Here is a 25021-nt window from a genome sequence, read left to right on the forward strand (position 1 = left end):
GCTGCGGGCAACCCCGATCTCCACATCTTCCAGAATGGCGCGCACCTGCACGGGCAGGCGGTCCCAGATGCCCCCGGCCCTCAATCGATGCGCCAGCACCCCCGCCAGCCCCTCACGCCGCGCACAGCGCAGCACGTCCGACCACAGGGCCGGAGACAAGGACGCGCTGTCGCCGGGTGTCCGCAACAGGCGGCACAGCAGCAAGGCAGGCGTTTCAGCCATGACGCTTCGCCTGCCGGATCTCGCCGCTGTGCTCCCACATCTGCTCGACCAGCGCCGCCGCCGCCTCCAGCGAGGGGTAGGTGATCTCATAGGCCGGGCAGGCATCCAGCAGATCGGCCATGGCCAGAAACCCGGCCTCGCCCAGTGTCTGGTAGTTGGTGGAACTGGCAACCAGCAGAATGTGCGCTTCCGGCTTCTCAACCAGCCGGATCGCAGGCGTGCTGCCGGGCGTGAACGTGGGGAACACCACGCAGCGCGGGCGCGCCGGCTCGTCCATGCGGGCAATGGAGTCAGGCGGCGGCATCAGGTAGCCGAGCGTGCCTTTGGGCGTGCCGTGGTAGCGACGGCTGAACCGATCCGCCGGAGCGCGCTCCGCCATCACGTCGATCGAGCGGTTCTTGAGCGAGATCGGCCGGGGATAGGGCAGCGCCAGCCCCATGCGAGGCTCGATGAAGGCGAACTCATCTCCCAGCAGCCGCCAGCCGCCATAGGACAGGCCCGCCGCCAGCGTGCTCTTGCCAGAGCCGGACTCGGCGGAGAAGATGACGCATTCCCCGTCCCGCTCCACCGATGAGGCATGGAGAATGAGGTAGCGGTTCAGCCCCATCGCCGCCTGATAGTTCATGCCCATCTCGAACGCGACCTGCCCCTGCGCTTCGGGCAGCGGCGCGAACGGACCCATGATATCGGCCCGGATGTTGATTTGCGGCCGAACGAACCGACGCCACCAGGAGGTTGGCGCAACCGCCACCTCATACTCCGGGCAATGCTGCGGGTCGTTTTGCGGATACTCGCGGTAGAGATGACCCAATTCCGCCCAGACGCGGCGGAGCGGAGAAGTCAGCCGATACTGGATCGGACCGATGCGAACCGTCATGGCGTGTCTGTGACGCAAAGCCTGGACGCTTGGATACGCCATTACGTCCCGGATCCCCCCAATGCAGTCATGCTCATCGAGGGTCCTGCCGTCGTCACGGCTTCGACCAGCCCGACAGCCTCGAGCTCACGGAGCAGCCGCTCCACGGACGCTTCCACGCCCTCCTCGGCTTCCGTACCGTATCGCTCAGCAAGGACGGCAGGGATTTCGGCAATGCTGAGCGCGTTGCCGTCCAGCACGTCCAGCAGGGCCACGGAGGTGACGGGCAGCATATGCGTCTGCCCGGACGGCCGGAAGAACACTAGAAACAGGTCATCCACCGGGCGCACCAGGCAATCCCGGCTCAGAAAGGATTGGAACGCGATGGACATTCAGCCAAGGGTCACTGCCACCTGAAGACGGGGAAGGGCCTTCCGAAGCACCGGAAAACCCTGCGCACGGTCAGCGGCCGGCCGTGTTGATGCTCATGAGGCACGACGCGCCCGGCAGGTTGTTGGCCTCAACCTTCTTCAGGTACTTCGCATAGGCCTCGTAGCGCTCGTAGGCGTCGCCCGACGTACTCCGGGCCGCGGCCACCGACTGGAGATTGTTCACCTCGTCGGCATTCAGCATCTGGCCCGGGCCTTCGTAGCAGATGTTCTCGCTCCCGGAGGCCGAGTTGGCACTGACGTTGCCCAGTCCATTGCCAAGGCCGTTTCCATTGCCGGGCTTGTTGCCGCCCGGCCAGCCGGAATTCTGGTGTGCATTGGAGCTGGCACTCGCGTTGCCGGTTGCGCTGGCGTTGCCATTGCCCAGCCCGGTGGCCTGGCTGCTCGGCGTGGCGCAGGCGTCACCGTTGGAATCCACGTTCTGGGGAAACGGTACCCGGCAGTTCAGAACGGATGCTGCGGCACGTGCACTGGCCGGGGCGAGGGTGATGACAGCAGGCGCAGCCATGGCACCCAACTTCAGAAGATGGCGGCGCGACGCCACGTCAGCTTTTGTATTCTGATCGTTCATCCTACACCTTCATTCCGGCTTGGTACTCATGTGCTCATGCTACGCACTCTGTCGGCAGAGGCTATACATTAGATCTGTCACTCGAAGTATCAAGCACTTACAAGTTTCGTTCAGACGCATTCTGAGCAAAATTCGTACCACATCCTCAACCAACTGAATCCTGTCGCCATTTTTTTACAGCGATGCATGTCTTGCCGCAAAAATGTAAAGAAAACCGACAATGATCGGCAGAGCCGGCTTCAGCGAGAAAAATATGGACCCGATTACCAGACGTCTGCTTCAACGACTCCTCTTTGCAGGCGTTTCCGCCCTGGCTGCATTTTTAACGGTCATGATCGTGGCCGAGGACATGCTTGCCGCCGCCATCTGCTCCACGCTGGCAGGAATCGTGGTGATTGCCGTCGCCTATGACAACGAGGCGCGCGACCTTCAGGGCGCACTGCGGCGCGTGCGCAGCCTGAATGATGAACTCCACACCAAGCTGGGCCACGACACCGTCCGCCAGATTATCGAGGCGCTGGACGAGCCCCTGCTCGTCATCGAGCGCGACCTGACGGTCCACCGGGTCAACGAGAAGGCCCGCACGCTGCTCGGCGGCGTGTTCGAGGGCGAGGCCCTGCCCATGTTCCTGCGTCAGCCGGGTGCCGTCGAGGCGATTCGCAGCGTGGTCGAGAGCGGCCGGCCCACCGAGCGGGAAGTGCAGTTCCTGACGCCGGTCGAGGCGCACTATATTCTCGGCGCACGCCCGCTGGAGGGCGAAGACGGCCTGATTCTGGTCTGGATGCGGGACATCACCAAGGCCCGGCTGACCGACCGCATGCGCGTGGACTTCATCGCCAACGTCAGCCACGAACTGCGCACGCCGCTGGCGACGCTGATCGGCTTCATCGAGACGCTCCAGGGCCCGGCCGCCAAGGACGAAGCCGCCCGTACCCGGTTTCTCAAGATCATGTCGGACGAAGCCTCCCGCATGGCCCGCCTGATCGACGACCTGCTCTCGCTGTCCCGTATCGAGATGGACAAGCATGTACGCCCCTCCACGCCGCTGGACGTGCGCCCCCTTCTATCTCAGATGGGCCAGAGCTATGCCGTGCGCCTTGAGGCGGACAACAGGTTCATCAACCTGCGCATTCCGGAATCATTGCCGCGCGTGATCGCGGATCGCGATCAGGTGTTGCAGGTTCTCCACAATCTTATTTCAAACGCCATCAAGTATGGCCGCTCCGGCACCGGCATCACGTTGGAGGCCGCCATCCAGCCCGGCACGTTCCCGAGCGATCCGGTGCATGTACGGATCTCCGTCACGGACGAGGGCGAAGGCATTACCCCGGAGAATCTTCCCCGCCTTACCGAGCGCTTCTATCGTGTCGACAGCGCCCGCTCCCGCAAAATGGGCGGAACGGGCCTTGGTCTGGCCATTGTGAAGCACATTGTGGAAAGGCACCGGGGCGAACTGACGATCGAAAGTCGGCTTGGAGTTGGCACCACCGTAGCCTTCACCCTGCCGGTTCTGCCCGCCGAAGATAACGCGATCTCCGCCTGAAACCTGGCACCTCCGGGCGCACCGCCCCTCTCTTCTGTGACAGCCAAGCCTGCAGTTGTCATAAATCTGTAACATACTCTTGTCACAGGGCTGCAACACAAAGGTCATAGAGGGGTTCTCGTCGAGAGACGGTGCCGGACCCAAAAGGCAGGATGTGTGAAGGGTCACAGTCCACGGGTTGGGTGCAGTCACGAAGTTATGGTGCGGGGGCACACCCGACCAATTCAGGAGATCCGAAAGTGCTTAAACAGAGCCTGATGATCGCAGCCGCGACTGTGACGTTGACGGCGGCCTACGCCGGTTCGGCCGAAGCCCGCGACCAGATCCGCGTGGTCGGTTCGTCGACGGTCTACCCGTTCACGACCGCCGTAGCCGAGCAGTTTGCCCGCGCCAACCCCAAGTTCAAGGCCCCGATCGTGGAATCGACCGGCACCGGCGGCGGCATCAAGCTGTTCTGCTCCGGCATCGGCCCCAACACCCCGGACGTTGTGAACGCCTCGCGCCGCATCAAGGCTTCCGAAGTGAAGCAGTGCGCTGACAACGGCGTGACCAAGATCGTTGAAATCCAGGTTGGCCTCGACGGTCTGGTTCTGGCCCAGGCCAAGAACGGCCCGGCCATGGATCTGAGCCGCGCTGACGTTTACAAGGCGATTGCCGGCCAGCCGCTGGGCAAGAAGAACACCGCCCGCACCTGGAAGGACGTGAACGCCAAGCTGCCGGCCAACAAGATCGAGCTGATCGGCCCGCCGCCGACCTCCGGCACCCGTGACTCCCTCAATGAACTCATCATGCTGGCAGGCTGCAAGACCTTCCCGCAGATGAAGGAGATGGAGAAGGCCGACAAGAAGAAGGCCGAGGCTCTCTGCACCACCCTGCGCGAGGACGGCGCCTACATCGAAGCCGGCGAGAACGACAACCTGATCGTTCAGAAGCTGGTCGCCAATCCGAAGGCCGTCGGTGCGTTCGGCTACAGCTTCCTGGAAGAGAATCAGGACAAGCTGCGTGGCCTCAAGATCGACGGTGTCGAGCCGACCTACGCCAACATCCAGTCCTTCAAGTACCCGGCTGCCCGCCCGCTGTACATCTACGTGAAGGCGCAGCACGCCGGTCCGATCCCGGGCATCAAGGAATTCCTGGCTGAGTACAGCAAGGAAAGCACCTGGGGTCCGCGTGGTTATCTGGCCCGTCGCGGCCTCGTCGCCTCCCCGGATAAAGACCGCGCAACGGCTGCTCAGGCAGCCAAAACGCTCAAGCCGCTTGACCCGGCAAGCGTGAAGTAAAATACACACGCAAAGGGAGCGATCACAGATCGCTCCCTTTGTCCTTATGCTGAACTGGTGGTTTGTATGCCTTCATCCGCGCTCGTGCTTCTTCTCCTTGGCCTTGCGACCATCGGATTCCTTGTCTCTCGCGGCCGTGCCGCGCAGTTTCAATCAGACCACCGGAGCGTACACTCCCGGCCGAACTACCACGGCTGGTACAGCTTCATCTGGGTCTTCCTGCCTGCCGCCCTGCTCGTGGTGGCCTGGAGCATCCTGAGCCCCAGCTATATCGGCCCGGCCGTCATCAACAGCCTGCCCGCAGACGTGCAGCCCGAAGCCGGCATTGCCCGCGACATGTTCCTGAGCGAAGTGCAGAGCCTTGCAGAGGGCCGCTCCGAGTACTCATTCAGCCCCGGCGCGGAGCAGGGCGCGGCGCTCTACAAGGAAATGGCCTCCCGCGGGAACTGGGTCGTCGCCGCTCTGGCCGGCGCCCTGGCCCTGCTCGGCTTCTTCTTCGCCTTCACCCGCGTGAAGCCTGATTTCCGCGCTCGCACGCGCGTTGAACGCTTCATGATGGGCCTGCTCATCTTCGCCTCCATCGTCGCCATCATGACGACGCTGGGCATCGTGTTCTCGCTCCTGTTCGAGAGCCTGCGCTTCTTCGAGAAGGTTTCGCCCTTCGAGTTCCTGTTCGGCACCCACTGGAGCCCGCAGCAGGCGATCCGCGCCGATCAGGTAGGCTCGTCGGGAGCCTTCGGCGCCGTGCCGCTGTTCTGGGGCACCGCCTTCATCACCATCATCGCCATGACCGTAGCCGTTCCCATCGGCCTTTTGTCGGCGATCTATCTGACCCAGTACGCCAGCCCGCGCTTCCGCAAGTGGATGAAGCCGATCCTGGAGGTGCTGGCAGGCGTTCCGACCGTGGTCTACGGCTACTTCGCCGCGCTCACCGTCGCGCCGCTGATCCGCCAGTTCGGCTACATGATCGGCCTGCAGGACCCGTCTTCGGAAAGCGCGCTGGCCGCAGGCCTGGTGATGGGCGTCATGATCATTCCGTTCATGTCCTCCCTGTCGGACGACGCCATCACCGCCGTGCCGAGCGCGATGAAGGACGGCTCGCTGGCGCTGGGCGCCACGCCGTCCGAGACCATCCGCAAGGTTCTCATTCCGGCGGCTCTGCCGGGCATCGTCGGCGGCTTTCTGCTGGCGGTCTCCCGCGCCATTGGCGAGACCATGATCGTGGTGATGGCAGCCGGCCTTGCCGCCAACCTCACCGCCAACCCGTTCGAATCGGTGACCACCGTGACCACTCAGATCGTGGCGCTGCTCACGGGTGACCAGGAGTTTGACTCGGCCAAGACCCTCTCCGCCTTCGCGCTGGGCCTTGTCCTGTTCATTGTCACGCTGATCCTCAACGTCTACGCCCTCCGGGTCGTGAAGAAGTATCGGGAAGCTTATGAATAACGCCACCACGCCCGAACGCTCGGAGGGGAACATGACCGTTCAGCAACCGACCGACTGGAATTCGCCGGAGATGGTGGCGCGCATTCGCAAGCGCTACCGTTCGGAGAAGACGTTCCGGACCATGGGCCTCGTCGCCCTGACGTTCGCGGGCGCATTCCTGACCTTCCTGCTCTACACCATGATCAGCAACGGCCTGCCCGGCTTCCGGGCGACCGAGATCCGCCTCGACGTGGCCTATACCGAGCAGGCGCTGGGCTTGAGCGCGCAGGACGTGCAAGGCCCGGACGGCATGGAGATGCTGCGCAACGCCGACTACGGCCTGCTGGCTGGCGATGCCTTGGCGGCCAAGCTCGGCCTCTCCGATCCGGACGACATCATGCGCGCCGAGCGCCTGGTCAGCCAGGCCAGCGGTTCGATCCTTCGTGACCATCTGCTGGCCAACCCCGGCCAGTTCGGCCAGACCGTGCCGGTCTGGGTGCCGGCCTCGTCTGACTTCGACATGCTCAAGAAGGGCAACATCCGTCGTGACGCGCCGGAAGCGGAGCGTCGCATCTCCGACGAAATGCTCGGTTACTTCGAGAAGCTGGAAGCCGATGGCGACGTGCGCACGGCCTTCAACACCCGCTTCTTCACCGGCGCGGACAGCCGTGACCCCGAACTGGCCTCGGTGTGGGGCGCGACGGTCGGCTCGCTGCTGACCCTGTTCGTCACGCTCATCATCTCCTTCCCCATCGGCGTTCTGACCGCCGTGTACCTGGAAGAGTTCGCGCCGAAGAACCGCGTGACCGACTTTATCGAGGTCAACATCAACAACCTCGCTGCCGTGCCGTCCATCATCTACGGCCTGCTCGGCCTTGCCGTGTTCCTCGGCACCTTCGGCATGCCGCGCTCCGCTCCACTCGTGGGCGGCCTGACGCTGGCGCTGATGACCCTGCCGACCATCGTGATCGCCGGCCGCGTCGCCATCCGCGCCGTGCCGCCGTCCATTCGCGATGCTGCCCGCGGCATCGGTGCCTCGCCGCTCCAGGTGGTGTTCCACCACGTGGTGCCGCTGGCCATGCCGGGCATCCTCACCGGCACCATCATCGGCATGGCCCGCGCGCTGGGTGAAACCGCTCCGCTGCTGATGATCGGCATGCGCGCCTTCATCGTGGACGTGCCGAGCTCCCTTGACGACCCCGCAACAGTGCTTCCGGTTCAGGTGTTCCTGTGGTCTGACAGCATCGAGCGCGGCTTCGTGGAGAAGACCTCCGCTGCCATTCTGGTGCTGCTGGTCTTCCTGATGATGATGAATGGCCTGGCGATCTATCTGCGCCAGAAATTCGAGCGCCGCTGGTAGAACCAGCTGGGAAACCCGGGGGCGACCGCCATGTATGTAACGAACGAGACGCCAATGACGACTTCTAGCAACAGCGCCATCAAGATGACGGCCCGCGACGTCAACGTGTACTACGGTGAGAAGCACGCCCTGAAGGGCGTCTCCATCGACGTGCGCGCTGATGAGGTAACCGCCTTCATCGGCCCGTCGGGCTGCGGCAAGTCCACGTTCCTGCGCTGCCTAAACCGCATGAACGACACCGTGGCCGCCGCCCGCGTAACCGGCGACATTCAGTTGGACGGCGAGAACATCTACGACCGCAAGATGGACGTGGTGCAACTGCGCGCCCGCGTCGGCATGGTGTTCCAGAAGCCGAACCCGTTCCCCAAGTCGATCTACGAGAACATCGCCTACGGCCCGCGCATTCACGGCTTGGCCAAGTCCAAGGCGGACCTCGACGAGATCGTCGCCACCAGCCTGCGCAAGGCCGGCCTGTGGGACGAGGTGAAGGACCGCCTGAATGACAGCGGCACCGCCCTCTCCGGCGGCCAGCAGCAGCGCCTCTGCATCGCCCGCGCCATCGCGGTAAACCCGGAAGTGATCCTGATGGACGAGCCCTGCTCGGCGCTCGACCCGATCGCAACGGCCAAGATCGAGGAGCTGATCGAGGACCTGCGCGGCCGTTACGCCATCGTGATCGTGACGCACAACATGCAGCAGGCTGCCCGCGTCAGTCAGAAGACCGCTTTCTTCCACCTCGGCGATCTGGTGGAATACGGTCCTACTTCGGAAATCTTCACCAACCCGAAGAAGGACAAGACCAAGGACTACATCACCGGCCGTTACGGCTGAGCTGTCGCAACAGGGATAAGGAGAAGGGCGTCATGGGAAGCATGCACACCGTCAAGTCGTTCGACGAGGACCTGCGTCAGCTCCGGTCCTACATCTCGCAGATGGGCGGTCTGGCCGAAGCCCAGATCATGGGCGCCATCGAGGCCCTCTCCGGCCGCGATCCGGAGATGGCGCGCACGATCGTCGAGCGCGACCGCGCCATCGATGACCTGGAAGTGGAGGCCGAGCGCCACGCCATCATGACCATCGCCCGTCGTCAGCCGCTGGCGGACGACCTGCGCGAGGTCATCTCGGCACTGAAGATCGCGGCGCTGCTGGAGCGCATCGCGGATTACGCCAAGAACATCGCCAAGCGCGCCACCGTTCTGTCGCAGACCGAGCCGGTGCAGCCGATGGTCATCATTCCCGAGATGGGCCGCACCGTCACGCACATGCTGAAGGACGTGCTGGACGCCTACGGCTCGCGCGATGCCGACAAGGCCCGCGCGGTGTGGGAGCGCGACAAGAACGTCGATGACTTCTACAACAGCCTCTTCCGCTCTCTCCTCACCTACATGATGGAGAACCCGCAGAAGATCACGCCGTCGACCCACGTGATGTTCATCGCCAAGAACCTTGAGCGCATCGGCGACCACGCCACCAACATCGCGGAGATCATCTACTTCAACGTGACCGGTAACTACATGGAGACCGATCGCCCGAAGAGCGATGAGACTGCGTACACCATCGTTGGCAAGACGGCGGAGTAATCATGAAGCCCAAAGTCCTTCTGGCCGAAGATGACGCCAGCCTCACCGAGTTGCTGACTTACAATCTCGAGCAGGAGGGCTTTGAGGTCCTGCATGCGGCAGACGGCGAGGAGGCGATGGCTCTGGCACAAGAGCAAAATCCCGACATCGCCATCCTCGACTGGATGATCCCCTACCTCTCCGGCATTGAAATCTGCCGCCGGCTGCGCCGCCAGCCCGAAACGGCAAACCTGCCGATCATCATGCTGACGGCCCGGTCCGAGGAAAGCGACCGGATCCGCGGGCTGGAGACGGGCGCGGACGATTACATCACCAAGCCCTTCTCCCCGCGCGAGCTGGTCGCCCGCATCAAGGCGGTTCTGCGCCGCCTGCGGCCCGCCCTGACCGGCGCACCGCTGGCCTACAGCGGCATCGAGCTGGACACCACGACCCACAAGGTGGTGCGGGACGGCAAGGCCATCGCGCTGGGGCCCACCGAATTCCGCCTGCTGCGCCACTTCATGGAGCACCCGCGCCGCGTGTTCTCGCGCGAGCAGTTGCTCGATTCCGTGTGGGGCCACGACGTGGAGGTGGAACTGCGCACGGTGGACGTGCATATCCGCCGCCTGCGCAAGGCGCTCAATGTGGATGACCTGCCGGACGTGATCCGCACCGTGCGCTCAGCCGGATATGCGCTGGACAGCGGCGCCGATCAGGACGCCGGCCGCTAGAACAACGTCCAGGCAGATTTCAATCGACGCGGCAAGCCCGGCAGATCACTGCCTGCCGCGTCGATAGATTTTACACCTGGCCGAAACGTTTCAGCGCACTAGATTATCTAACCTTTGAATTTATTATATTTTTTGAAAAGCTGTCATTTCTGGCCCCAAATTTGCTTGTACAGAGTAACGGACCATCAGGCTTCCTGGGCGGGTAGCAGATGGGCCGGGTTGCCGCTGGGTGTGTTTCAGCGGACAGCAAGTATTGTAAATGGGGGTCAAAGCAGCCAGCCGGCAGCGGCTGGAGGCTTAGGAGATAGACATGACACGTCTCGATCAGAGCGCGAGCCGCCTTTCGTTACGAAACTCGATCCTGGTTTGGGTTGCGGGGATCGTTATCGGCTGGGGATGCGCTGTGGTTCTGTTCTACCAGCTGATCCGGGACTCTGCCGAGGATGGGCGGATTGCGGGTGCAGCCATGATTGCCGAATCTCGGGACGCTATGGGCGTGGCCGATATCGAGCCTGCCGCCGGACCGGACCAGTCTCTCCGCCGTATCGAACAGCCGGATAATGCGGGTTCCGCACGGGAAAAGCGTCAGTCTATGCCGGAGGGCAGCTGAAACGGCCCGTATCGAATTTGAAACGATAATCACTGAAAAACAAAAGAATAAGCAAGGGGCGCGTCAGCATCGCTGGCCGCCCTTCGCTTTTACATGCGCGTGTCAGAGGTGCCGGTGCCGTGAGCGCCCCGCCTCGCCTCAGGGCTTGATACCGTTGGCGAGCAGAATCTGACGAATGAAGCCGGCCGGAATGGCGTAGGCGATGCCGCTCGGGTCGGTAATCACCTTCTCCCGCGTGGACTTGATGAAGGTGGCATTCAAAATGCCCACCACTTCCCCTGTATTGGCGGCGTAGAGCGGGCTGCCGCTGTGGCCGGGATAGGCGACCATGTCGAGCTGATAGACCTCGTATCTCGGTGCCGTCACGAACGCGGCATCAAGGAAGCGGCTGTCCGGCTGCGGACTGATGTTCGGCGGCCGGGCCGAAACGATACCGGTCTGCGTGGCCGGATACAGCCCGAGCACCGTGCCGATGGGAAAGCCTGTAATGGCGATGGATGAGCCCTCCGGCAGCAACTCCGGATCTTCGCGCAGGGAGACCGCCGGCAGCGGTTCTCCCGACATGCGCAGCAGCGCCAGATCATGCGCCGGATCTTCTGCCACCACGGTCAGCGTACGCCGGTCGACTTCGCTGCCATTGCGCACCAGCGCGAACAGCGCCTGCTGGCCCTTGCCGGGGTCGATGCGAATGACGTGGGCGTTGGTGACGATATGGCGGCCGTCTCCCACCACGAAGCCGGTCCCGGCCAGATGGGAGGCGAGCGGGCGCATCACCCGGAAGGTGGTGATGCCGACCACGGACGGCTGCACCTTGCGCACCGCCTCCACCAGATCAGCGGATGCAGACGTGGCGAGCACGGCGCCGAACAGGGCCAGCGCCATGAGCAGAACCCTTTGCAGCGCGTGCGCTGCGGGCATGGATGGCCGCATCAATTAGACTCCGGCAGCAGCAGGTTGATTGACCAGATGTTTCAGGCTCAGATCAAACATAAGCAACTGCCAGAGCAGGCGGCTGTTGTCGCGCAGGCCCTTGATGTGGTCCTGCGCCGCCTGCTGGATGAAGTCCGGGTTGAACCAGCCGGTTTCGGTGACCGTTGCGCTGCCTGCCAGTGACAGGGCGGTTTCGGCCAGCGGCCCGCGGAACCAGCGGTCGATCGGCACCACGAAGCCCATCTTGGGCCGGTAGAGCAGATCATGCGGCACGTAAGGCTCCAGCGCCTTCTTGAACAGCCATTTGCCCTGCCCGTTGCGGATGCGCATGTTCGGTGCAATGCCCGCCGCCCATTCAAGCAACTGGTGGTCGAGCAGCGGCTCACGCGCCTCGAGGCTGACCGCCATGCTGGCGCGGTCCATCTTGGTCAGGATATCGCCCGGCAGCCACACCTTCATGTCCGCGTACTGGGCCTGACTCAGCGGATCATCCGCCGGAGCCTTGGCCATCACGTCGCGGTAGATGTCGCTGGCCCGATAGCCCTGCAGGGCGCGCCGGAACTCGTTGCTGAACAACAGGCGGCGCTGGTCGTCACGCACCACGGCGATAGAGTTGAAATAGGCCTCGGCCGTCGACAGGCCGAGCGACTGGAACGTGGTCTTGGCGCGCAGTGGGCGCGGTGCCCAGTCCATCTTCGGCCACACCCGGCCAAGGAAGCCGAACAGGGAGCGCCGCAGCCCCAACGGCAGCATGGCCCGCAGTCGCTCTTCGTTGGAGTGGAAGCGGTGCCGGCGGTAGCCCGCCAGAATCTCGTCGCCGCCGTCGCCCGAAAGGGCCACGGTCACGCTCTCGCGCGCCAGTTCGCATACCCGGTAGGTCGGCAGGGCGGAAGCGTCAGCAAAAGGTTCGTCATAGGCCAGCGCCAGCCGCTCGATCAGGCCGAAGTCGTCACTGGAGACCACCCGGTTGCGGTGGTTGGTGCCGTAACGCTGGGCCAGCCGCTCGGCATAGCCGGACTCGTCATACCCGGCGGCATCAAAGCCGATGGAGCAGGTGTTGACCGGCTGGTCCGACAGGCCGGCCATCATGGCAACGATGGCGCTGGAATCCACGCCGCCCGAGAGGAACGCGCCCAGCGGCACTTCCGAGACGAGACGGATCTTCACCGCCTCGCGCAGCCGCTCGATCAGCTCCTCGCCCAACTCCTCCGGCGTGCCGCTGTGCTGCTGCTTGAACGAGATGTCCCAGTACGGCTTGGGCTCCGGTACCGAACGCCCGCGCCGCAGGGTCAGGCTGTGCCCGGCGGGCAGCTTCTTCACGCTGCGCAGAATGGTCCGCGGGTCCGGCACGTAGCCGTAGGCGAAGTAATCCTCCACCGCCTGCTCGTCGATGGTGCGCGGCAGGCCCGGGTACGGCAGCAGCGCCTTCAACTCAGAACCGAAGATCACCACGCCGTCCGGCAGAACGCTGTAGTGCAGCGGCTTCACGCCCAGCCGGTCACGCGCCAGAAACAGGGTTTCGGTGCGCCGGTCGTAAACGGCGAAGGCGAACATGCCCCGGAAGTGCTGGAGACAGGCCTCGCCCCACTCCATCCAGGCGTAAAGGATCACTTCCGTGTCGGAATTCGTGCGGAACTGGTAGCCGCACTCCAGCAGCAGCGCGCGGGTTTCCTGAAAGTTGTAGATCTCGCCGTTGAAGCTGACGACAATCTGCCCGTCCGCCGTCAGCATCGGCTGCTGGCCGCTGGACAGGTCGATGATCGCCAGTCTCCGGTGACCGAGGCCGATACCGGGCTCCGTCCAGAGCCCGGCCTCGTCCGGCCCGCGGTGCGCGATGACGTCGGTCATCGTCCGCAGGATGTTCTTGTCGATGCGGCGATGTCCCCGCGTGTCGAATATGCCGCTGATGCCACACATGGCGACTACTGCCTCTTACCACTGCCGCTGAGAATGGACTGGAGGCTGGCCTCAACCGGTCCCAGACGATCTGCAAACGCCTGCATCGCGTCTGTTGCCCGAACGGCTGTTTCCTGACGCTCCGCAGATACAACGAGCGTGGCTGCCGAGAGGTCCCCGCCCAGAAGCTTGGCCTTCAGGCCCTCGATCTTGGCAACGTAGCGATTGCCGGTCAGCTTGCCGTTGACCCAGTACCACTGCCAGATATCACGCACCCGGCCGCGACCGTTAATCTGCATGGCTTCGGGTTGCGCCGCCACGCCGCCAATGACAAGGCTGCTCGGCAGGCTTGCCGCCCAGGTCCAGTTGTCGGCAGGGGCCACGGCCGTCTGCCCGTAGGCGACCAGTTCCGCATCGTCATGCTGCCGGCCAAAGGCGGCCACATAGAGGCTGACCGTCCGCTGGCCGTCCGTATAGGTCTGGAACAGCTCGGCATCCGCTCCAGCAAAGTGCGGCTTCCAGTCTGCAGGCGCAGACGTTGTCTGCCAACCTTCAACGTCCGGCGGGGTCATGGCGGTGTACACCACGTCCGCCGGGCGATTGTCCATCCAGTAGGCCCAGGCGGACCCGAGCACGGCGATGGCAAGCACAGCCGGCACCGCAGTCCATGCCTGACGCGGCGTGCCTGCCGCCACGCAGGTCAAGCCCTTGCCCTCCACGTCCACCGCCGGATCGTCGATCCAGCGATCGGAGAACAGGCGGCCGATCAGCAGCACGGCCACCATGACGATGGAGAAGAACACCCAGCCGTAAATGATGTGATCCACACCAACCGCATATTCGCTGTCGGTCAGGTGGGCGATGTAGATGATGCCGAAGGCCCGGAAGCCGTTGGCAATCACCGGCACGATCAGCGAAATGGCGATGATCGCCGCGCGCCGCCACGGGCTCTTGAAGGCGATGTTGGCATAGAGGCTGCCCACCGCCAGCATGGCGATGACGAACCGCACGCCGGAGCACGCCTGCGCCACCTCGAAATCCCCGGTCGGGATCGAGATGAAGATGCCGTCATGGTAGGTCGGGATCTCCAGCCACTCCAGCAGCGCGACAGAGAACTTGGCGGTGAAGTCCTGCAGCACCGGCATGATCTGGTCGCCGAACGGCACCAGAAACAGCAGGTAGAACAGCGGGAACAGGAGCGTGCGCGTTACCGCCACGCCCAGAACGGTGAGCACGCTCGCCTGAATCATGAAGATGACGGCAAACTGCTCGACAAAGGCGACGCGGGCCAGATCGCCCACCACCCAGAGCAGCGCCGCTCCCGCCAGAGGCACCAGCCCCCACCAGCACGGGCGCGGGCTGACGCGGGCCAGAATGTCCCGTCGCATCCAGACCAGCCAGATGACGATGGGCAGAATGAGCCAGGCGTGGCCGAAGGTCTCGTCATTCTCCCACTTCTCGACCATCGACATGGCCTCGGCGCGGAAGAGGAACAGCGTGGTGGCCACCACAGCCAGCCACGCCAACGCATAGGTTCGCCAGATCGGCGAGAAGCGGGTGCGGATCTTCTCCGGCTCCACGCCCTCGGCCTTGGCGTCTGCTGTTGTATCCAGGGTCAAGCCGCGTCTCCTCCGGATGCTCGGCTAAGGGGAACAACGGCAGGCCCGGCCTGCCGCTGGGGCGTCAGGTCAAGCACGTCATCAAGCAACGACAGGGACCGGTCCCAATCATACCGGTCGAGCACGAGAGTACGGGCCGCACGGCCAACGGCAGCGGCGCGAACGGGATCACGCGCCAGCGCGACCACGGCATCCGCCATCTGCTGCGCGTCGGCAGCGACAAGAAAATCCTGCCCCGGCGTGGCGGCAATGCCCTGCGCGGCGGCAGGGGTGGTGACCACCGCCTTGGCCATGGCCATCGCTTCCAGCACCTTGTTCTGCACGCCGCGCGCGATGCGCAGGGGCGCGACCGCCATGTCGCTGGCGGCAATGTAGGGGCGAACATCGTCCACCGTGCCGGTGACGGTGATGCCCGGCCGTTTGCCCAGCTTCTGCACTTCGGGCGTAGGCCGCGCGCCAACAATGGTGAAATGCGTCTCCGGCAGGATCCTGCGGACCAACGGCAGCACTTCGTCCGCGAACCACACCACCGAATCCACATTGGCCCAGTAGTCCATGGCCCCGGTGAACACGAGGTTGGGACTGCCCGGCAGCGTCATCGGCTTGAAGTCAGCGTCCGGCGAGAATTTCTGGTGATCAACGCCATTGAACAGCGCCCGCACGTCATGGGCGGCGGAACCGGCCACCGCCTTGAAGCTGGCAACCTCGGCATCGGTCACGAACAGGGAGACGTCCGAGCGGTAGGCCGCCGTGCGCTCCAGCCCCAGCACCTTCACCGCTTCGCGCTTGTAGAGCAGCGACATCGGCCAGGACTTGCTCTCGGCGTATTGCCGCCACTTGTCGGAATCCATGTCCACGAAGTCCATCACCAGCTTGCGGCCCGGCGTGATGAGCTTGGAGGCGAAGGGGAACATGGCCGAGGAATAGAGAAACACCCGGTCGACCTGATGGCGTGCGGCGATGTCCTGCGCCCACTGGGTTAGCGGCTGGGTCGGGTAGTAGCTGGCCGTGATCGATTCACCATCCAGCAGCCCTTTCAGACCCCGCACCTTGCTGGCAAGCGGGCTGATCGGCACGAAACAGCATTCACCCCCGACGACGGAGCGCAGAAAGTCCTGATGCTCCATGTCGGCCGGGTCGTCGATGAAGCAGCCCAAATGCACGCGAGCCCGTGTTGCGAGGTGCTTGAGGATATGCCACGACCGGATCTTGTCCCCCTTGTTGGGAGGGTAAGGAATGCGGTGGGCAAGAAACAGCACATCCATCGTCAAGCCAGACCTCTCGCAATGAAGGGACCGAAGAAGTTGGCAACCGGCAAGGGCAGGCGGCTCCACACCTCCGTCATCATCTTGTACTTCGGATTGAGCGGGTTGAGGTCCGGCATCGCATGGCCGTCGGCCAGCCGATACTCATAGACCAGCGGCGTCGGCTCGAAGCCCCAGTTCTTCTTGAAGTCGAAAGCGCCGGTGCCGACCTTGGACCGGCCGAAATCGAAGCTGGTGCAGCCCCGGTTCGCCGCATGCAGCATCAGCTGCCAGTACATGTGATCGTTGGCGCGCCACTTGCGGGCGTCGAACACGCCGCCGCCGTAGTAGGGCGCAACCTCGCCGTTGTAGTAAAGCGAAAGCACGGAGGACAGCGGCTGTCCGTCCTTGCACACGGTCAGCACGTCCGCATCCGGCCCGTAGGCATTCAGCAGCGCCTGGAACCACCGCTTCGGAAACACCGGCGTTCCGAGATTGCGCACGCTTTCTGCATAGACAGCGAAGTGCCGGTCAAAGTCCTGATCGATGCGGGTTTCCAGATCGAAGGTCAGGCTGCGACGTACCTCGGCCCGCTGCTTGCGCGGAATGGCCTTGAGGTTGTCCTCCTCCTTCGCGTGCAGCGGACGGCGGAAGGTGACGTAGGTTCCCGCCTTGGCCGTCCAATCAGGGCGCAGGCGGCTCTGATTGCGGTATTCCAGCGCCGGCACACCAAACTTCTGCGCCAACGCCCACGCCTCGGCATCCAGCGCCGCATGCGCTTCCGCATCCTCGGCCAGCGGCCCGCCGTAAACGGCAAAGGCATTGGAGACGAGCGACTTGCCGAACAGGGGCGAGCGCACGTGCGTCAGCGGCAGCACGCCGACGATCTCCTGTCCGCGCCGGGCGCGCAGGTACGGCGTGGCGTAGCCGTAAGCATCGTTGATGGCCTGCGCCCACTGCGTGAGATGGAACGGCGTGCCGCTCTCATGAGCGCGCACGAATGCGTTCCACTCCTCGGCGGCGCGGGGCTCGCGAACGTCGATCAGATCTACCTGCATCATGGATTACACCGCAACCGGACGAGACGAAACTTGAGGCAGGAACAGCGCATCCATCCGATCCCACGCGAAGTCGTCGGTGAGCCTGTCAAGCTTGGCGTACATGCGCGAGAGGTTGGTGTAGTGCCGGAAGCGGGAACGCATCGGCGCATCGGCCACGCGCGGCTGCTCCGGATCCACCTCCCACGGGTGGAAATAGAACACGGCAGGCTGCCCCTCTTCCCGATTGATCTTGCCGATGGCCCAGCGCGCCACACCGTAGGGCAGCAGACGGAAGAAGCCGCCGCCGAAGGAAAGCGTCCGCCCGGCCACCGGAACGGTGGTGATGGGAACCTCGATCAGAGGCGAGTCCGCAATCGGCCGGTAGGCGAAGCGGGGTGCATCCGGCCAACCGTAGTGATCGTGCCGGATCGGCGCGACGGAGGATGAATAGGCGTAGCCCAGCTCCGCCAGCACATCGAGCGCCCAGGCGTTGGCCTTTCCGATGGAAAAGCTCGGTGCACGGTAGCCGCGCACGGCAACGCCGCCCGCATCTTCCAGCAGCTTCTTGGAACGCTCCAGATCGGCCCGGAACTGGGATGCCGTGAAGCTGGTGACGCGATCATGCGCATAGCCGTGGGAGGCCAGCTCATGCCCATCCTCAACGATGCGGCGGATCAGCTGCGGCTGACGCTCCGCCACCCAGCCCAGCGAGAAGAACGTGGCGCGGATGCCCTTCTGCGCGAACAAGTCCAGCACGCGCCCGGTATTGTGCGCCACCCGGCTGGCGTAGCCGCCCCAGTCCTCGCGCCGGATGCAGCGCTCGAACGCGCCGACCTGAAAATACTCCTCCACGTCCACCGTCATGGCGTTGCGCAGGGAAGCCCCTGCCTTTGACACGCCAGGCCGGGCGGTCGTCTGGCCGCGATCGGTCTGCGTATCCTCTTGGCTGTCGGTAGAAGCGTTACTGAGCATCGGTCCCTGTCTTCGGATAGGCGTCGGAGGCAGTCTCTGCCCACTCGGAGAGGATATCCAGCATCTGCCGGATCGTCCGGTCATGCTGGCGCACATACCGCTCCAGCACTTCCAGACGCCGCAGCAAATGCGGATCCGTGCCATTCAAATAGGGCTCTGCTGCCGCCGCGGCCAGCTCCGCCCGCACCTTGGGCGGAACATTGGACCGCATGGGACCGACACCCGACAGGGGATCCACCTGCAGAACATGCTTGGGACCCGTGGTCGGCGTGTGATCCTTCTTGAGGTCGTCGATGACCTCGCGCACCACCTTCTCGTCGATCTCGTGCAGCTCTTCGAGCGAGCCGAACAGCAGCACGCGAGAACACAGGTTGTTGAGGCGGCGCGGCACGCCGCCCGAATACTCGTACATCAGGGAGAAGGCCTCGGGCGTGAACACCGGATCGTTCTGCCAGCCGCACAGCTTGAGGCGGTGGTAAACGTAGCCCGGCAGTTCTTCTTCCTGCATCGGCTCCAGATGGTGCGTGGCGATCACGCGCTGACGCAGTTGCTCAAGCTCGGGAGAAAGGGCGAGCTTGTCGCGGAATTCCGGCTGGCCGAGCAGGAAGATCTGCAGCAAGGCCCGGTTGCCCTCCTGGAAGTTGGAGAGCATGCGCAACTCTTCCAGCGCCGAGATCGGCAGGTTCTGCACCTCGTCCACGATGAGCAGCACCCGCCGCCCTTCCCGGTTCTGGGTGTGCAGGAACTCCTCGATGCGGCGCAGGATGTCGGACTTCTCCAGACCATCCGTGCCGATGCCGAAGGCGTTGGCCACCATCTTCAACGTGTTCTCGGCATCCAGCTGGGTGCTGACGATCTTGGCCAGCAGGAAGCGGGTCTTGTCGAGCGCATCGAACAGGTGGCCGACCAGCGTCGTCTTGCCCGCGCCGATATCGCCCGTGATGATGATGAACCCCTCACCCTGGTTGATGCCATAGGTGAGGTAAGCCATCGCCTTCTTGTGGGTCCGCGTATCGAAATAGAAGCGCGGGTCTGGCGTGAGCTGGAACGGGCGGCCGTTCAGCTTGTAAAACTCCATGTACATCCGCGCTTCCTCCCGCGTTCAACGCATTCGCTAGAAGCTGGCCCGCACCGAAAGGGTCAGAGTGTTGTCTTGCTGGCTGGAGCCGAAGCCGTCCACGGACCTGTGCAGCGTGTAGAAATCCGCCGCGGCCCGGATACGGTCGGACAGTCGCCAATGATAGCCGATCGAACCGCCATATACACTGTCCTGACGCTCGCGTGACAGTGCGTACTTCAGGTTGCTGTAGTACACGTTGCCACTCAACGAACGGCCGCCGCCCAGATCCCTGCTCATGCCCACCGTCAGGCCCCAGGTCACGTCGCTGCGACCCGACAGGGCACCGCTCGGCGGTGCGTCCGACCCGGCAGACTGGCCTGCATTCAGATAGTTCCGCCGGTCATAATAGCCAGAGATCGTCGCGGTCGTCCGGCCGGCACTATAGGACAACTGCGCCTGACCCAGACGTGAACGGAAAGTGGCGTTGGTGATCGTGCCCGGCAGCGGCAACAGGCCGAACTCGGTCGGGATCGTGATGATGCCCGGCCCGAGGCGGTAGTTGTTGTCCACCATGAAGGCGAAGGGCTGGCCACCCAGCTCGCCCGAGAACAACCGCCCAAACGTGTTGAGCGACTCCGAGTAGCGGGCGGTCAGCATCACGCCCTCGCGGATCTGGTACCGGAGTTCGCCGTTGATGACCGTGCCGCCGTACTGACGGCCGCCCCGGAGCGTCAGTTCCGTGCGACGCGAGGGCGTCAGGCGAACGCCGACGTCCCAGATTTCACCCTGGCGGTCGATGACCGCGCGGCGCGGCTCGTTGGGGTCGACCTGAAGCCGTCCCTCGCTGTCCAAAACGGGCAAGCCCGTTTCCGGATCGACCAGGATATTGTCCTGCTCGTCATAGATGTCTTCGTAGCCGATGCTGCCGAGCAGGGCGACCTTGCGATTGAGCGAATAACTGACATCGAACACGCCCGAGTAGATCCGCAGATCCTCGTTCAGGTCTTCCCGGTCATCCGTGCTGTAGGTGCCGCTCAGTGTCCAGATGAGGCGTGAGCCGGTGCTGTTGCGGTTCGACAGCGATACCCGTGCATCATGCATGGTCGCGTCCGAAGCGGGCGCCAGCGAATAGTTGAAGCCCGGAGGCGCTTCCTCGCCGATCTGGAGGCCGCGGCCCGCGTTATCCACGTCACTGTAGGAGAAGCGGTAGAAGGCATCGAAGATGGCGAAATTGCCCAGCTCCCGCGAGACGGTCGGCTGGACGTAGTAGGACCCCACCGTCGCCTGGTTCGGGTTGTTCTGATCCGGCCCGGTTGACAGCGGACCGCGCCAGTCCCGGAAGGTCTGGGTGACGACGGCGCCGGCCTGCAGGCTCAGGAACCGACGGATCAGCTCGGCCGTGCCGTTGGCATTCAGACGGTGCTGGCCCTTGTCGATCAGAGTGTCATCCCAGCTGAAACGACGGGTGAACTCGTAGTCGATCTGGGCCTTCACCCGGCGGGTGTCCGCCAGCACGCTCACGCCGGGCGCAACCGCCGTGATCATGTTGAAGCTGTCGTACTCGGTGTCGGAAATGCTGTGACGCAGCTCCGCCCGCGGCGTGATCTCGACACGGGCGTCCGCCGTCCGCGGCAGAGCAGCAGCCGATACCGACGCCAGCAGCGCCCCGATCAGCCCGATACGCCCCGCGCTCGCCAGACCGCCCTCTTTTTTCAGACCACGAACCGTCAGGACTTCGTTGGTCTTTTGCACGCAAAGCACCAGCCCAGTTCCCCCCATTGCAGCAACCATCCTGCCCCCCAGAGCTGTACGGTCAGGAGCCGTACGTGTAACCATACCCGTACCCGTAGTAGGCGCCGAACCGGCGGCCAGAGGCACTGAAGCGGGTCTTGTTCAACAACAGGTGCGTGTGTTCGCACGCCGAAACCAGCGCCAGACCATCGCGCAGCTGCTGCTCGCGGGTCCGCTCCGCCTCGACCACGAACATGGTCTGGCCCACATGCAGGGCCAGCACGCCCGCAGCGGACGACGCCAACGCCGGCGGCGAGTCGAAGATGATGATGCGATCACGGTAACGCTGGGCGATTTCCTCGATCATCGCGCCCATGCGCTCGGACGCCAGCAACTCGGTCGTCAGGTGATGCTGACGTCCCGCCGGCAGCACCGACAAATTCTCGATGTTGGTCCGGATCAGGCAGTCCGCCAGATCGAGGCTGGGATCCGCAATCACGTCGATCAGGCCCTTGCCGCCCTCGAGGCCGAGGGTGGAGAGCACTTCCGGCTTGGCGAAGTCCGCGTCCACCAGCAGCACGGTCACGTCCCGCTCCGAAGCGATGGAGAGCGCGAGATTGATGGCGCAGAACGTCTTGCCCTCGTTCGGCTGCGAGGAGCAGACCAGAATAAGGTTGCCGTTCTTGATCGCCGCCTCGCCCTTGGCGAAGGCGTTCAGCAGAAGCTGGCGCTTTACGAGACGGAACTCCTCGGCCGTCAGCGTGGACGGCGAGTCCGGCACCACGAACCCGGCGGCGCGCAGCGACTGGAGATCGATCTCGCCCCGGCGGCTCTGGCGACCAGAGGGGCGGCGCGTGGCAGGCCGCACACCGGCCGGGCCTGCCGCAACCTCCAGCGGTGCAACAGATACCGGAGCGGGGGCAGCGGCTGCCGCCGCAGCGGCCGCGGCCATGTCGACCACCGGCGCGGGGCCGGGAACGGGCTCCAGCGGAATGGCCTGGCTCGCCCCGCCCTTTGCGGTTTGCGCCTTTTCCAGACGCCGTGCCGCGCGCTCGAGAAGGGAGACGCCTTCGTCGCGGCGGCTCGTCTTGGGGGTTTCGTCACTCATCCCGTCTTGCCTTTCACATCCGCATTACGATGGCGCGCCCTAGATGACCGGGGCTTGCCTGCTGAACTCCAGGATCAGCAGCGCTACAAAGACGCCGGCCAGGCCGATGCAGCAGAAGGCGAACACACCGAGCCGGAGCCGGTCCTGCGCGCGCTGCTGGTCCGAGCTGATGGCACTGATGGCGCCGAGGACCGATACGTTGGCGAAGGCATTGCGCAGGCTGCCAACCGTGACGAACACGGTGTGGACCTGGCTCAGCAGGAACGCGAGGCCGATGCCGACACCCAGACCCGCAGCCAGCACACCTGCCAGCAGCAGCGGACGGTTGGGCGCCACCGGCTTGGACGGCACCTGTGGCGGATCGACGATGCGGAACTGCACCTTGTCCGTCTTGCTCTCAAGGTCGGAGGCGACACGCGTCTCTTCGCGGGAGCGCAGCAGTTCCTCGTACTTGGCCTTGATCACGCTGTAGTCACGGTTGAGCTTGGCGCGCTCGGCCTCGATGCCCGGCAGCGTCTCGGCGCGGCTCTGCAGCTCGTTCAGCTCCTGCTGATACTGCGAGCGCTGCGCCTGAAGCGTGGCGATCTCGGCGTCGCGGTCGAACAGGCGGCTGCGCAGATCGACGTACACCGGATTGGAAGCGCCGGCATCGCCGCCGCCGCTGGCCGGGCCGGCACCCTTGGTCTCTTCCTGATGCTGCTTGCGCAGACGACCGATGGTTTCGCGGGCCGAGACGATGTCCGGGTGCTTTTCCGTGTAACCGCGAGCAAGCGAATCGGTGATCTGACGTTCCAGCACCTCGATACGGCCGAGGGTGGTGGACGGATCGAAGCGCGGCGCGCCGCCCGAGCTGGCGATGCCGCCGCTCGGCAGGGTCGCCGGAATGCTGGCCAGCTGCGACGCCAGGGCGCGGCGGGCGCTTTGAGCCTGCTGGATCTTGAAATCCATGTCGCGCAGGTTGCGCTGGGTGCTTTCCAGACGCTGGCTGTAGTTCACGTCGGTCGGCAGCACGCCCATGTACTGGCGCTGGAATTCGGCCCGGCGCATTTCGGCTTCTTCGAGCTGCTTCTCGTATTCCTGAAGCTGGCGATCGATGAACTGCGCCGTCTCGTTGTAGCTCTCGCGGCTGCCTTCCATGTTCCCCTCAACGAAAATGTTGATGAGGTTGGTGACCACCCGTTTGGCAACGGCGGCGTTCTGGGCGTCCGTCAGGTCAGGGTTGCCGGATTTGTAGCTGAGGGTGAACAGGTCGCCGCCCTGCTCCTTGACCGAGATGTTCTTCATCATGTCGGCGATCAGGCGCTCCATGCCGGCCTCGTCCTCAACCGTCAGGTCGAGGTCGGAGCGGCGGATCACCTTTTCCAGGTTCGGACGGCTGACCAGCGTGCGGCGCACGATGTCCACCTGCCGGTAGATGTTGGCGTTCACCGTGCCGACCAGCCGGGGCAGAACGGTGTTCGTATCGACGAAGACGCGCGCGGTGGCTTCGTACTGGTTCGGGATGGCCGCAACGATGCCCCAGCCGACCAGACACACCAGCCACATGGCCGCAAGGCCATACCAACGTTTGCGCCAGACCATGTAAAGCATCGTCACGATCTGGTCGTAGATCGACGTCATCGCCTACTCCTCAGCTTTCCGCAGGCGTCTCTGCGCCCACTGCTGGCATGCACTCGCTAGATCCGAGCCGTGCGGTTCAAACCCGTTCCGGAAAAACTCGCCGTCCGCGACAAGACTATGCACTGACTGTGAATGTCCCGTTTACGCCCCGTACAAGGCGTCTACGTATGGACAGGTCGGCATCCGGTTACAGGCGGATCCCCCCGCCGCTCCGCTTGCCTGCACCAACTCGCCCGCCTGCTCCGACCGGGATCGCTCCCGGTGAAGCATGGCGGTCGCAGGCAAGAGCCTCTTGTCCGGCATCAGTCCGGATCAGAAGAAGCTCTCCGGAATGATGATCACGTCGCCCGGCTCGATCCGGACGTTCGACGCCGTGTCGCCGTCCTTGATCAGGCTTTCGAGCTTCACCCGGAACTCCTGCTGCTGGCCGGTCGCCTTGTCAAAGCGGACCAGACGCGCGCGATTGCCGGATGCGTAGTCGGTCAGGCCGCCGACTGCAATCATCACATCAAGCAGGGTCATGTTGGCGCGGTACGGAATGGCCTGCGGATTGGCCGCTTCGCCAACCACGCGTACCTGCTGCGCGAACGGACCCTGGAAGCCGGTCACGATGATCGAGACCAGCGGGTTCTGGATATAAGACTTCAGCTGCTCCTCGATGTCCTTGGCCAGCTGGGTCGGCGTCTTGCCGGTGGCGGGCAGGTCATTGATGAGCGGCACGGTGATGCGGCCGTCCGGCCGCACGGTCACGCCGGTGGACAGCTCGGGATTGCGCCACACGAAAATGCTGAGCGAATCCATCGGGCCGATGATGTAGTCCGGCCCCGGCCCCTCCGCCGGCGAGACGAACTGAGCAGACGGCAGCTCGCCCTTCGGGCCGGAGCTGCAGCCGGCCAATGCCAGCGCCATGCACGATACGAGACCGGCAACCTTCAAAGTCCCAGCAATTTTAAAAGTCGATGACGTCACTGTTGTTACCCCCTTGCAAACAGCAACCGCTCCAGCAGCGGCCAGCCACTTTGCCGGCGCAGACCTCACGCTATTCCGTAGAAGGAATTCACGAGGCTGCAAACTATGAACTCAGCGAACCCTGCGCAATGAGATTCGCCTAACTCAAATTGGTTAAAATTGTAGATGCCCGCCATGGGAAATAATTAGAACCTCTAGCATGGCTCCAGAAGACCAGGTTGATCCT

Annotated in this window: 22 protein-coding genes and 1 pseudogene; 8 read left to right on the forward strand and 15 right to left on the reverse strand. The window is 64.0% G+C overall.

Features of this window, described 5'->3' with window-relative positions; translation table 11 throughout:
• The 4 genes and pseudogenes from VIG90_RS17950 to VIG90_RS17965 all read right to left on the reverse strand — a co-directional run.
• Window positions 1-222: pseudogene (locus tag VIG90_RS17950) on the reverse strand (hypothetical protein); the annotation flags it as partial.
• On the reverse strand, window positions 215-1099 hold the full coding sequence (locus VIG90_RS17955) for an HprK-related kinase A (protein ID WP_331594895.1): 885 nt from the start codon (window positions 1097-1099) through the stop codon (window positions 215-217). The pseudogene VIG90_RS17950 and the gene VIG90_RS17955, both read right to left, overlap by 8 nt.
• 41 nt (window positions 1100-1140) lie before the next feature.
• Window positions 1141-1428 carry an HPr-rel-A system PqqD family peptide chaperone gene (locus tag VIG90_RS17960; protein ID WP_331594896.1) on the reverse strand — a complete coding sequence of 96 codons (288 nt, stop codon included), beginning with the start codon at window positions 1426-1428 and terminating at the stop codon, window positions 1141-1143.
• Window positions 1429-1540: 112 nt separating this feature from the next.
• Window positions 1541-2098, reverse strand: coding sequence for a hypothetical protein (locus tag VIG90_RS17965; RefSeq protein ID WP_331594897.1), 558 nt, complete (start codon window positions 2096-2098; stop codon window positions 1541-1543).
• A 331-nt stretch (window positions 2099-2429) separates the two neighbouring features.
• On the opposite strand from VIG90_RS17965, the gene VIG90_RS17970 reads away from it, so the two are divergent.
• The 8 genes from VIG90_RS17970 (at window position 2430) to VIG90_RS18005 (ending at window position 10606) form a co-directional block, all read left to right on the forward strand.
• Window positions 2430-3641 (forward strand): ATP-binding protein, encoded by a 1212-nt coding sequence (locus tag VIG90_RS17970; protein WP_331594898.1) that lies wholly within the window; start codon window positions 2430-2432, stop codon window positions 3639-3641.
• Window positions 3642-3898: 257 nt separating this feature from the next.
• Window positions 3899-4921 carry a substrate-binding domain-containing protein gene (locus VIG90_RS17975; RefSeq protein ID WP_414695524.1) on the forward strand — a complete coding sequence of 341 codons (1023 nt, stop codon included), beginning with the start codon at window positions 3899-3901 and terminating at the stop codon, window positions 4919-4921.
• A gap of 66 nt (window positions 4922-4987) precedes the next feature.
• Window positions 4988-6367, forward strand: coding sequence for a phosphate ABC transporter permease subunit PstC (gene pstC / locus VIG90_RS17980; protein WP_331594900.1), 1380 nt, complete (start codon window positions 4988-4990; stop codon window positions 6365-6367).
• A gap of 31 nt (window positions 6368-6398) precedes the next feature.
• Window positions 6399-7706, forward strand: a complete 1308-nt coding sequence (pstA, locus tag VIG90_RS17985; RefSeq protein ID WP_331594901.1) for a phosphate ABC transporter permease PstA — start codon at window positions 6399-6401, stop codon at window positions 7704-7706.
• A gap of 54 nt (window positions 7707-7760) precedes the next feature.
• The gene (gene pstB, locus VIG90_RS17990) at window positions 7761-8537 is read left to right on the forward strand and encodes a phosphate ABC transporter ATP-binding protein PstB (RefSeq protein WP_331594902.1); all 777 of its coding nucleotides are present in this window, start codon (window positions 7761-7763) and stop codon (window positions 8535-8537) included.
• A 32-nt stretch (window positions 8538-8569) separates the two neighbouring features.
• On the forward strand, window positions 8570-9286 hold the full coding sequence (gene phoU / locus VIG90_RS17995) for a phosphate signaling complex protein PhoU (RefSeq protein WP_331594903.1): 717 nt from the start codon (window positions 8570-8572) through the stop codon (window positions 9284-9286).
• A gap of 2 nt (window positions 9287-9288) precedes the next feature.
• Window positions 9289-9996: a phosphate regulon transcriptional regulator PhoB gene (gene phoB / locus VIG90_RS18000; protein ID WP_414695522.1), complete on the forward strand. Its 708-nt coding sequence runs from the start codon at window positions 9289-9291 to the stop codon at window positions 9994-9996.
• A 310-nt stretch (window positions 9997-10306) separates the two neighbouring features.
• Window positions 10307-10606 (forward strand): hypothetical protein, encoded by a 300-nt coding sequence (locus VIG90_RS18005; protein WP_331594904.1) that lies wholly within the window; start codon window positions 10307-10309, stop codon window positions 10604-10606.
• A 138-nt stretch (window positions 10607-10744) separates the two neighbouring features.
• Here the strand turns inward: VIG90_RS18005 and VIG90_RS18010 are convergent, their stop codons facing one another.
• From VIG90_RS18010 to VIG90_RS18060, 11 genes are all read right to left on the reverse strand, one after another.
• Window positions 10745-11536, reverse strand: coding sequence for a serine protease (locus VIG90_RS18010; protein WP_331594905.1), 792 nt, complete (start codon window positions 11534-11536; stop codon window positions 10745-10747).
• A gap of 3 nt (window positions 11537-11539) precedes the next feature.
• Complete coding sequence (locus VIG90_RS18015; RefSeq protein ID WP_331594906.1) at window positions 11540-13453, reverse strand: XrtA/PEP-CTERM system amidotransferase; 1914 nt, start codon at window positions 13451-13453, stop codon at window positions 11540-11542.
• A gap of 5 nt (window positions 13454-13458) precedes the next feature.
• Complete coding sequence (gene xrtA / locus VIG90_RS18020; protein ID WP_331594907.1) at window positions 13459-15051, reverse strand: exosortase A; 1593 nt, start codon at window positions 15049-15051, stop codon at window positions 13459-13461.
• A complete protein-coding gene (locus VIG90_RS18025; RefSeq protein ID WP_331594933.1) occupies window positions 15048-16316 on the reverse strand; it encodes a TIGR03087 family PEP-CTERM/XrtA system glycosyltransferase in 1269 nt (422 codons plus the stop codon). The genes xrtA and VIG90_RS18025 overlap by 4 nt, the downstream gene beginning before the upstream one ends.
• A 2-nt stretch (window positions 16317-16318) precedes the next feature.
• The gene (locus VIG90_RS18030) at window positions 16319-17356 is read right to left on the reverse strand and encodes a FemAB family XrtA/PEP-CTERM system-associated protein (protein ID WP_331594908.1); all 1038 of its coding nucleotides are present in this window, start codon (window positions 17354-17356) and stop codon (window positions 16319-16321) included.
• A gap of 3 nt (window positions 17357-17359) precedes the next feature.
• A complete protein-coding gene (locus VIG90_RS18035; protein WP_331594934.1) occupies window positions 17360-18199 on the reverse strand; it encodes an XrtA system polysaccharide deacetylase in 840 nt (279 codons plus the stop codon).
• Window positions 18200-18296: 97 nt separating this feature from the next.
• The gene (locus VIG90_RS18040; protein ID WP_331594909.1) at window positions 18297-19391 is read right to left on the reverse strand and encodes an XrtA/PEP-CTERM system-associated ATPase; all 1095 of its coding nucleotides are present in this window, start codon (window positions 19389-19391) and stop codon (window positions 18297-18299) included.
• 30 nt (window positions 19392-19421) lie between these two features.
• Window positions 19422-21119: a hypothetical protein gene (locus VIG90_RS18045; protein WP_331594910.1), complete on the reverse strand. Its 1698-nt coding sequence runs from the start codon at window positions 21117-21119 to the stop codon at window positions 19422-19424.
• 61 nt (window positions 21120-21180) lie between these two features.
• The gene (locus VIG90_RS18050; protein ID WP_331594911.1) at window positions 21181-22206 is read right to left on the reverse strand and encodes an XrtA-associated tyrosine autokinase; all 1026 of its coding nucleotides are present in this window, start codon (window positions 22204-22206) and stop codon (window positions 21181-21183) included.
• A gap of 39 nt (window positions 22207-22245) precedes the next feature.
• Window positions 22246-23826, reverse strand: a complete 1581-nt coding sequence (locus VIG90_RS18055; RefSeq protein WP_331594912.1) for an XrtA system polysaccharide chain length determinant — start codon at window positions 23824-23826, stop codon at window positions 22246-22248.
• 312 nt (window positions 23827-24138) lie between these two features.
• Window positions 24139-24735: an XrtA/PEP-CTERM system exopolysaccharide export protein gene (locus VIG90_RS18060; protein WP_331594935.1), complete on the reverse strand. Its 597-nt coding sequence runs from the start codon at window positions 24733-24735 to the stop codon at window positions 24139-24141.
• Window positions 24736-25021 lie beyond the last annotated feature (286 nt).

The sequence above is a fragment of the Pedomonas sp. genome, assembly GCF_036515995.1.
Lineage (GTDB): Bacteria > Pseudomonadota > Alphaproteobacteria > Sphingomonadales > Sphingomonadaceae > Pedomonas.

Bases quoted from the DNA above. Each gene is read 5' to 3' on its own strand.
- VIG90_RS17955 (WP_331594895.1), bottom strand. From the start codon at position 1,099: ATGACGGTTCGCATCGGTCCGATCCAGTATCGGCTGACTTCTCCGCTC.
- VIG90_RS17965 (WP_331594897.1), bottom strand. From the start codon at position 2,098: ATGAACGATCAGAATACAAAAGCTGACGTGGCGTCGCGCCGCCATCTT.
- VIG90_RS17970 (WP_331594898.1), top strand. From the start codon at position 2,430: ATGATCGTGGCCGAGGACATGCTTGCCGCCGCCATCTGCTCCACGCTG.
- VIG90_RS17975 (WP_414695524.1), top strand. From the start codon at position 3,899: ATGATCGCAGCCGCGACTGTGACGTTGACGGCGGCCTACGCCGGTTCG.
- pstC (WP_331594900.1), top strand. From the start codon at position 4,988: ATGCCTTCATCCGCGCTCGTGCTTCTTCTCCTTGGCCTTGCGACCATC.
- pstA (WP_331594901.1), top strand. From the start codon at position 6,399: ATGACCGTTCAGCAACCGACCGACTGGAATTCGCCGGAGATGGTGGCG.
- pstB (WP_331594902.1), top strand. From the start codon at position 7,761: ATGACGACTTCTAGCAACAGCGCCATCAAGATGACGGCCCGCGACGTC.
- phoU (WP_331594903.1), top strand. From the start codon at position 8,570: ATGGGAAGCATGCACACCGTCAAGTCGTTCGACGAGGACCTGCGTCAG.
- phoB (WP_414695522.1), top strand. From the start codon at position 9,289: ATGAAGCCCAAAGTCCTTCTGGCCGAAGATGACGCCAGCCTCACCGAG.
- VIG90_RS18005 (WP_331594904.1), top strand. From the start codon at position 10,307: ATGACACGTCTCGATCAGAGCGCGAGCCGCCTTTCGTTACGAAACTCG.
- VIG90_RS18010 (WP_331594905.1), bottom strand. From the start codon at position 11,536: ATGCGGCCATCCATGCCCGCAGCGCACGCGCTGCAAAGGGTTCTGCTC.
- VIG90_RS18015 (WP_331594906.1), bottom strand. From the start codon at position 13,453: ATGTGTGGCATCAGCGGCATATTCGACACGCGGGGACATCGCCGCATC.
- VIG90_RS18025 (WP_331594933.1), bottom strand. From the start codon at position 16,316: ATGGATGTGCTGTTTCTTGCCCACCGCATTCCTTACCCTCCCAACAAG.
- VIG90_RS18030 (WP_331594908.1), bottom strand. From the start codon at position 17,356: ATGATGCAGGTAGATCTGATCGACGTTCGCGAGCCCCGCGCCGCCGAG.
- VIG90_RS18035 (WP_331594934.1), bottom strand. From the start codon at position 18,199: ATGACGGTGGACGTGGAGGAGTATTTTCAGGTCGGCGCGTTCGAGCGC.
- VIG90_RS18040 (WP_331594909.1), bottom strand. From the start codon at position 19,391: ATGTACATGGAGTTTTACAAGCTGAACGGCCGCCCGTTCCAGCTCACG.
- VIG90_RS18050 (WP_331594911.1), bottom strand. From the start codon at position 22,206: ATGAGTGACGAAACCCCCAAGACGAGCCGCCGCGACGAAGGCGTCTCC.
- VIG90_RS18055 (WP_331594912.1), bottom strand. From the start codon at position 23,826: ATGACGTCGATCTACGACCAGATCGTGACGATGCTTTACATGGTCTGG.
- VIG90_RS18060 (WP_331594935.1), bottom strand. From the start codon at position 24,735: ATGGCGCTGGCATTGGCCGGCTGCAGCTCCGGCCCGAAGGGCGAGCTG.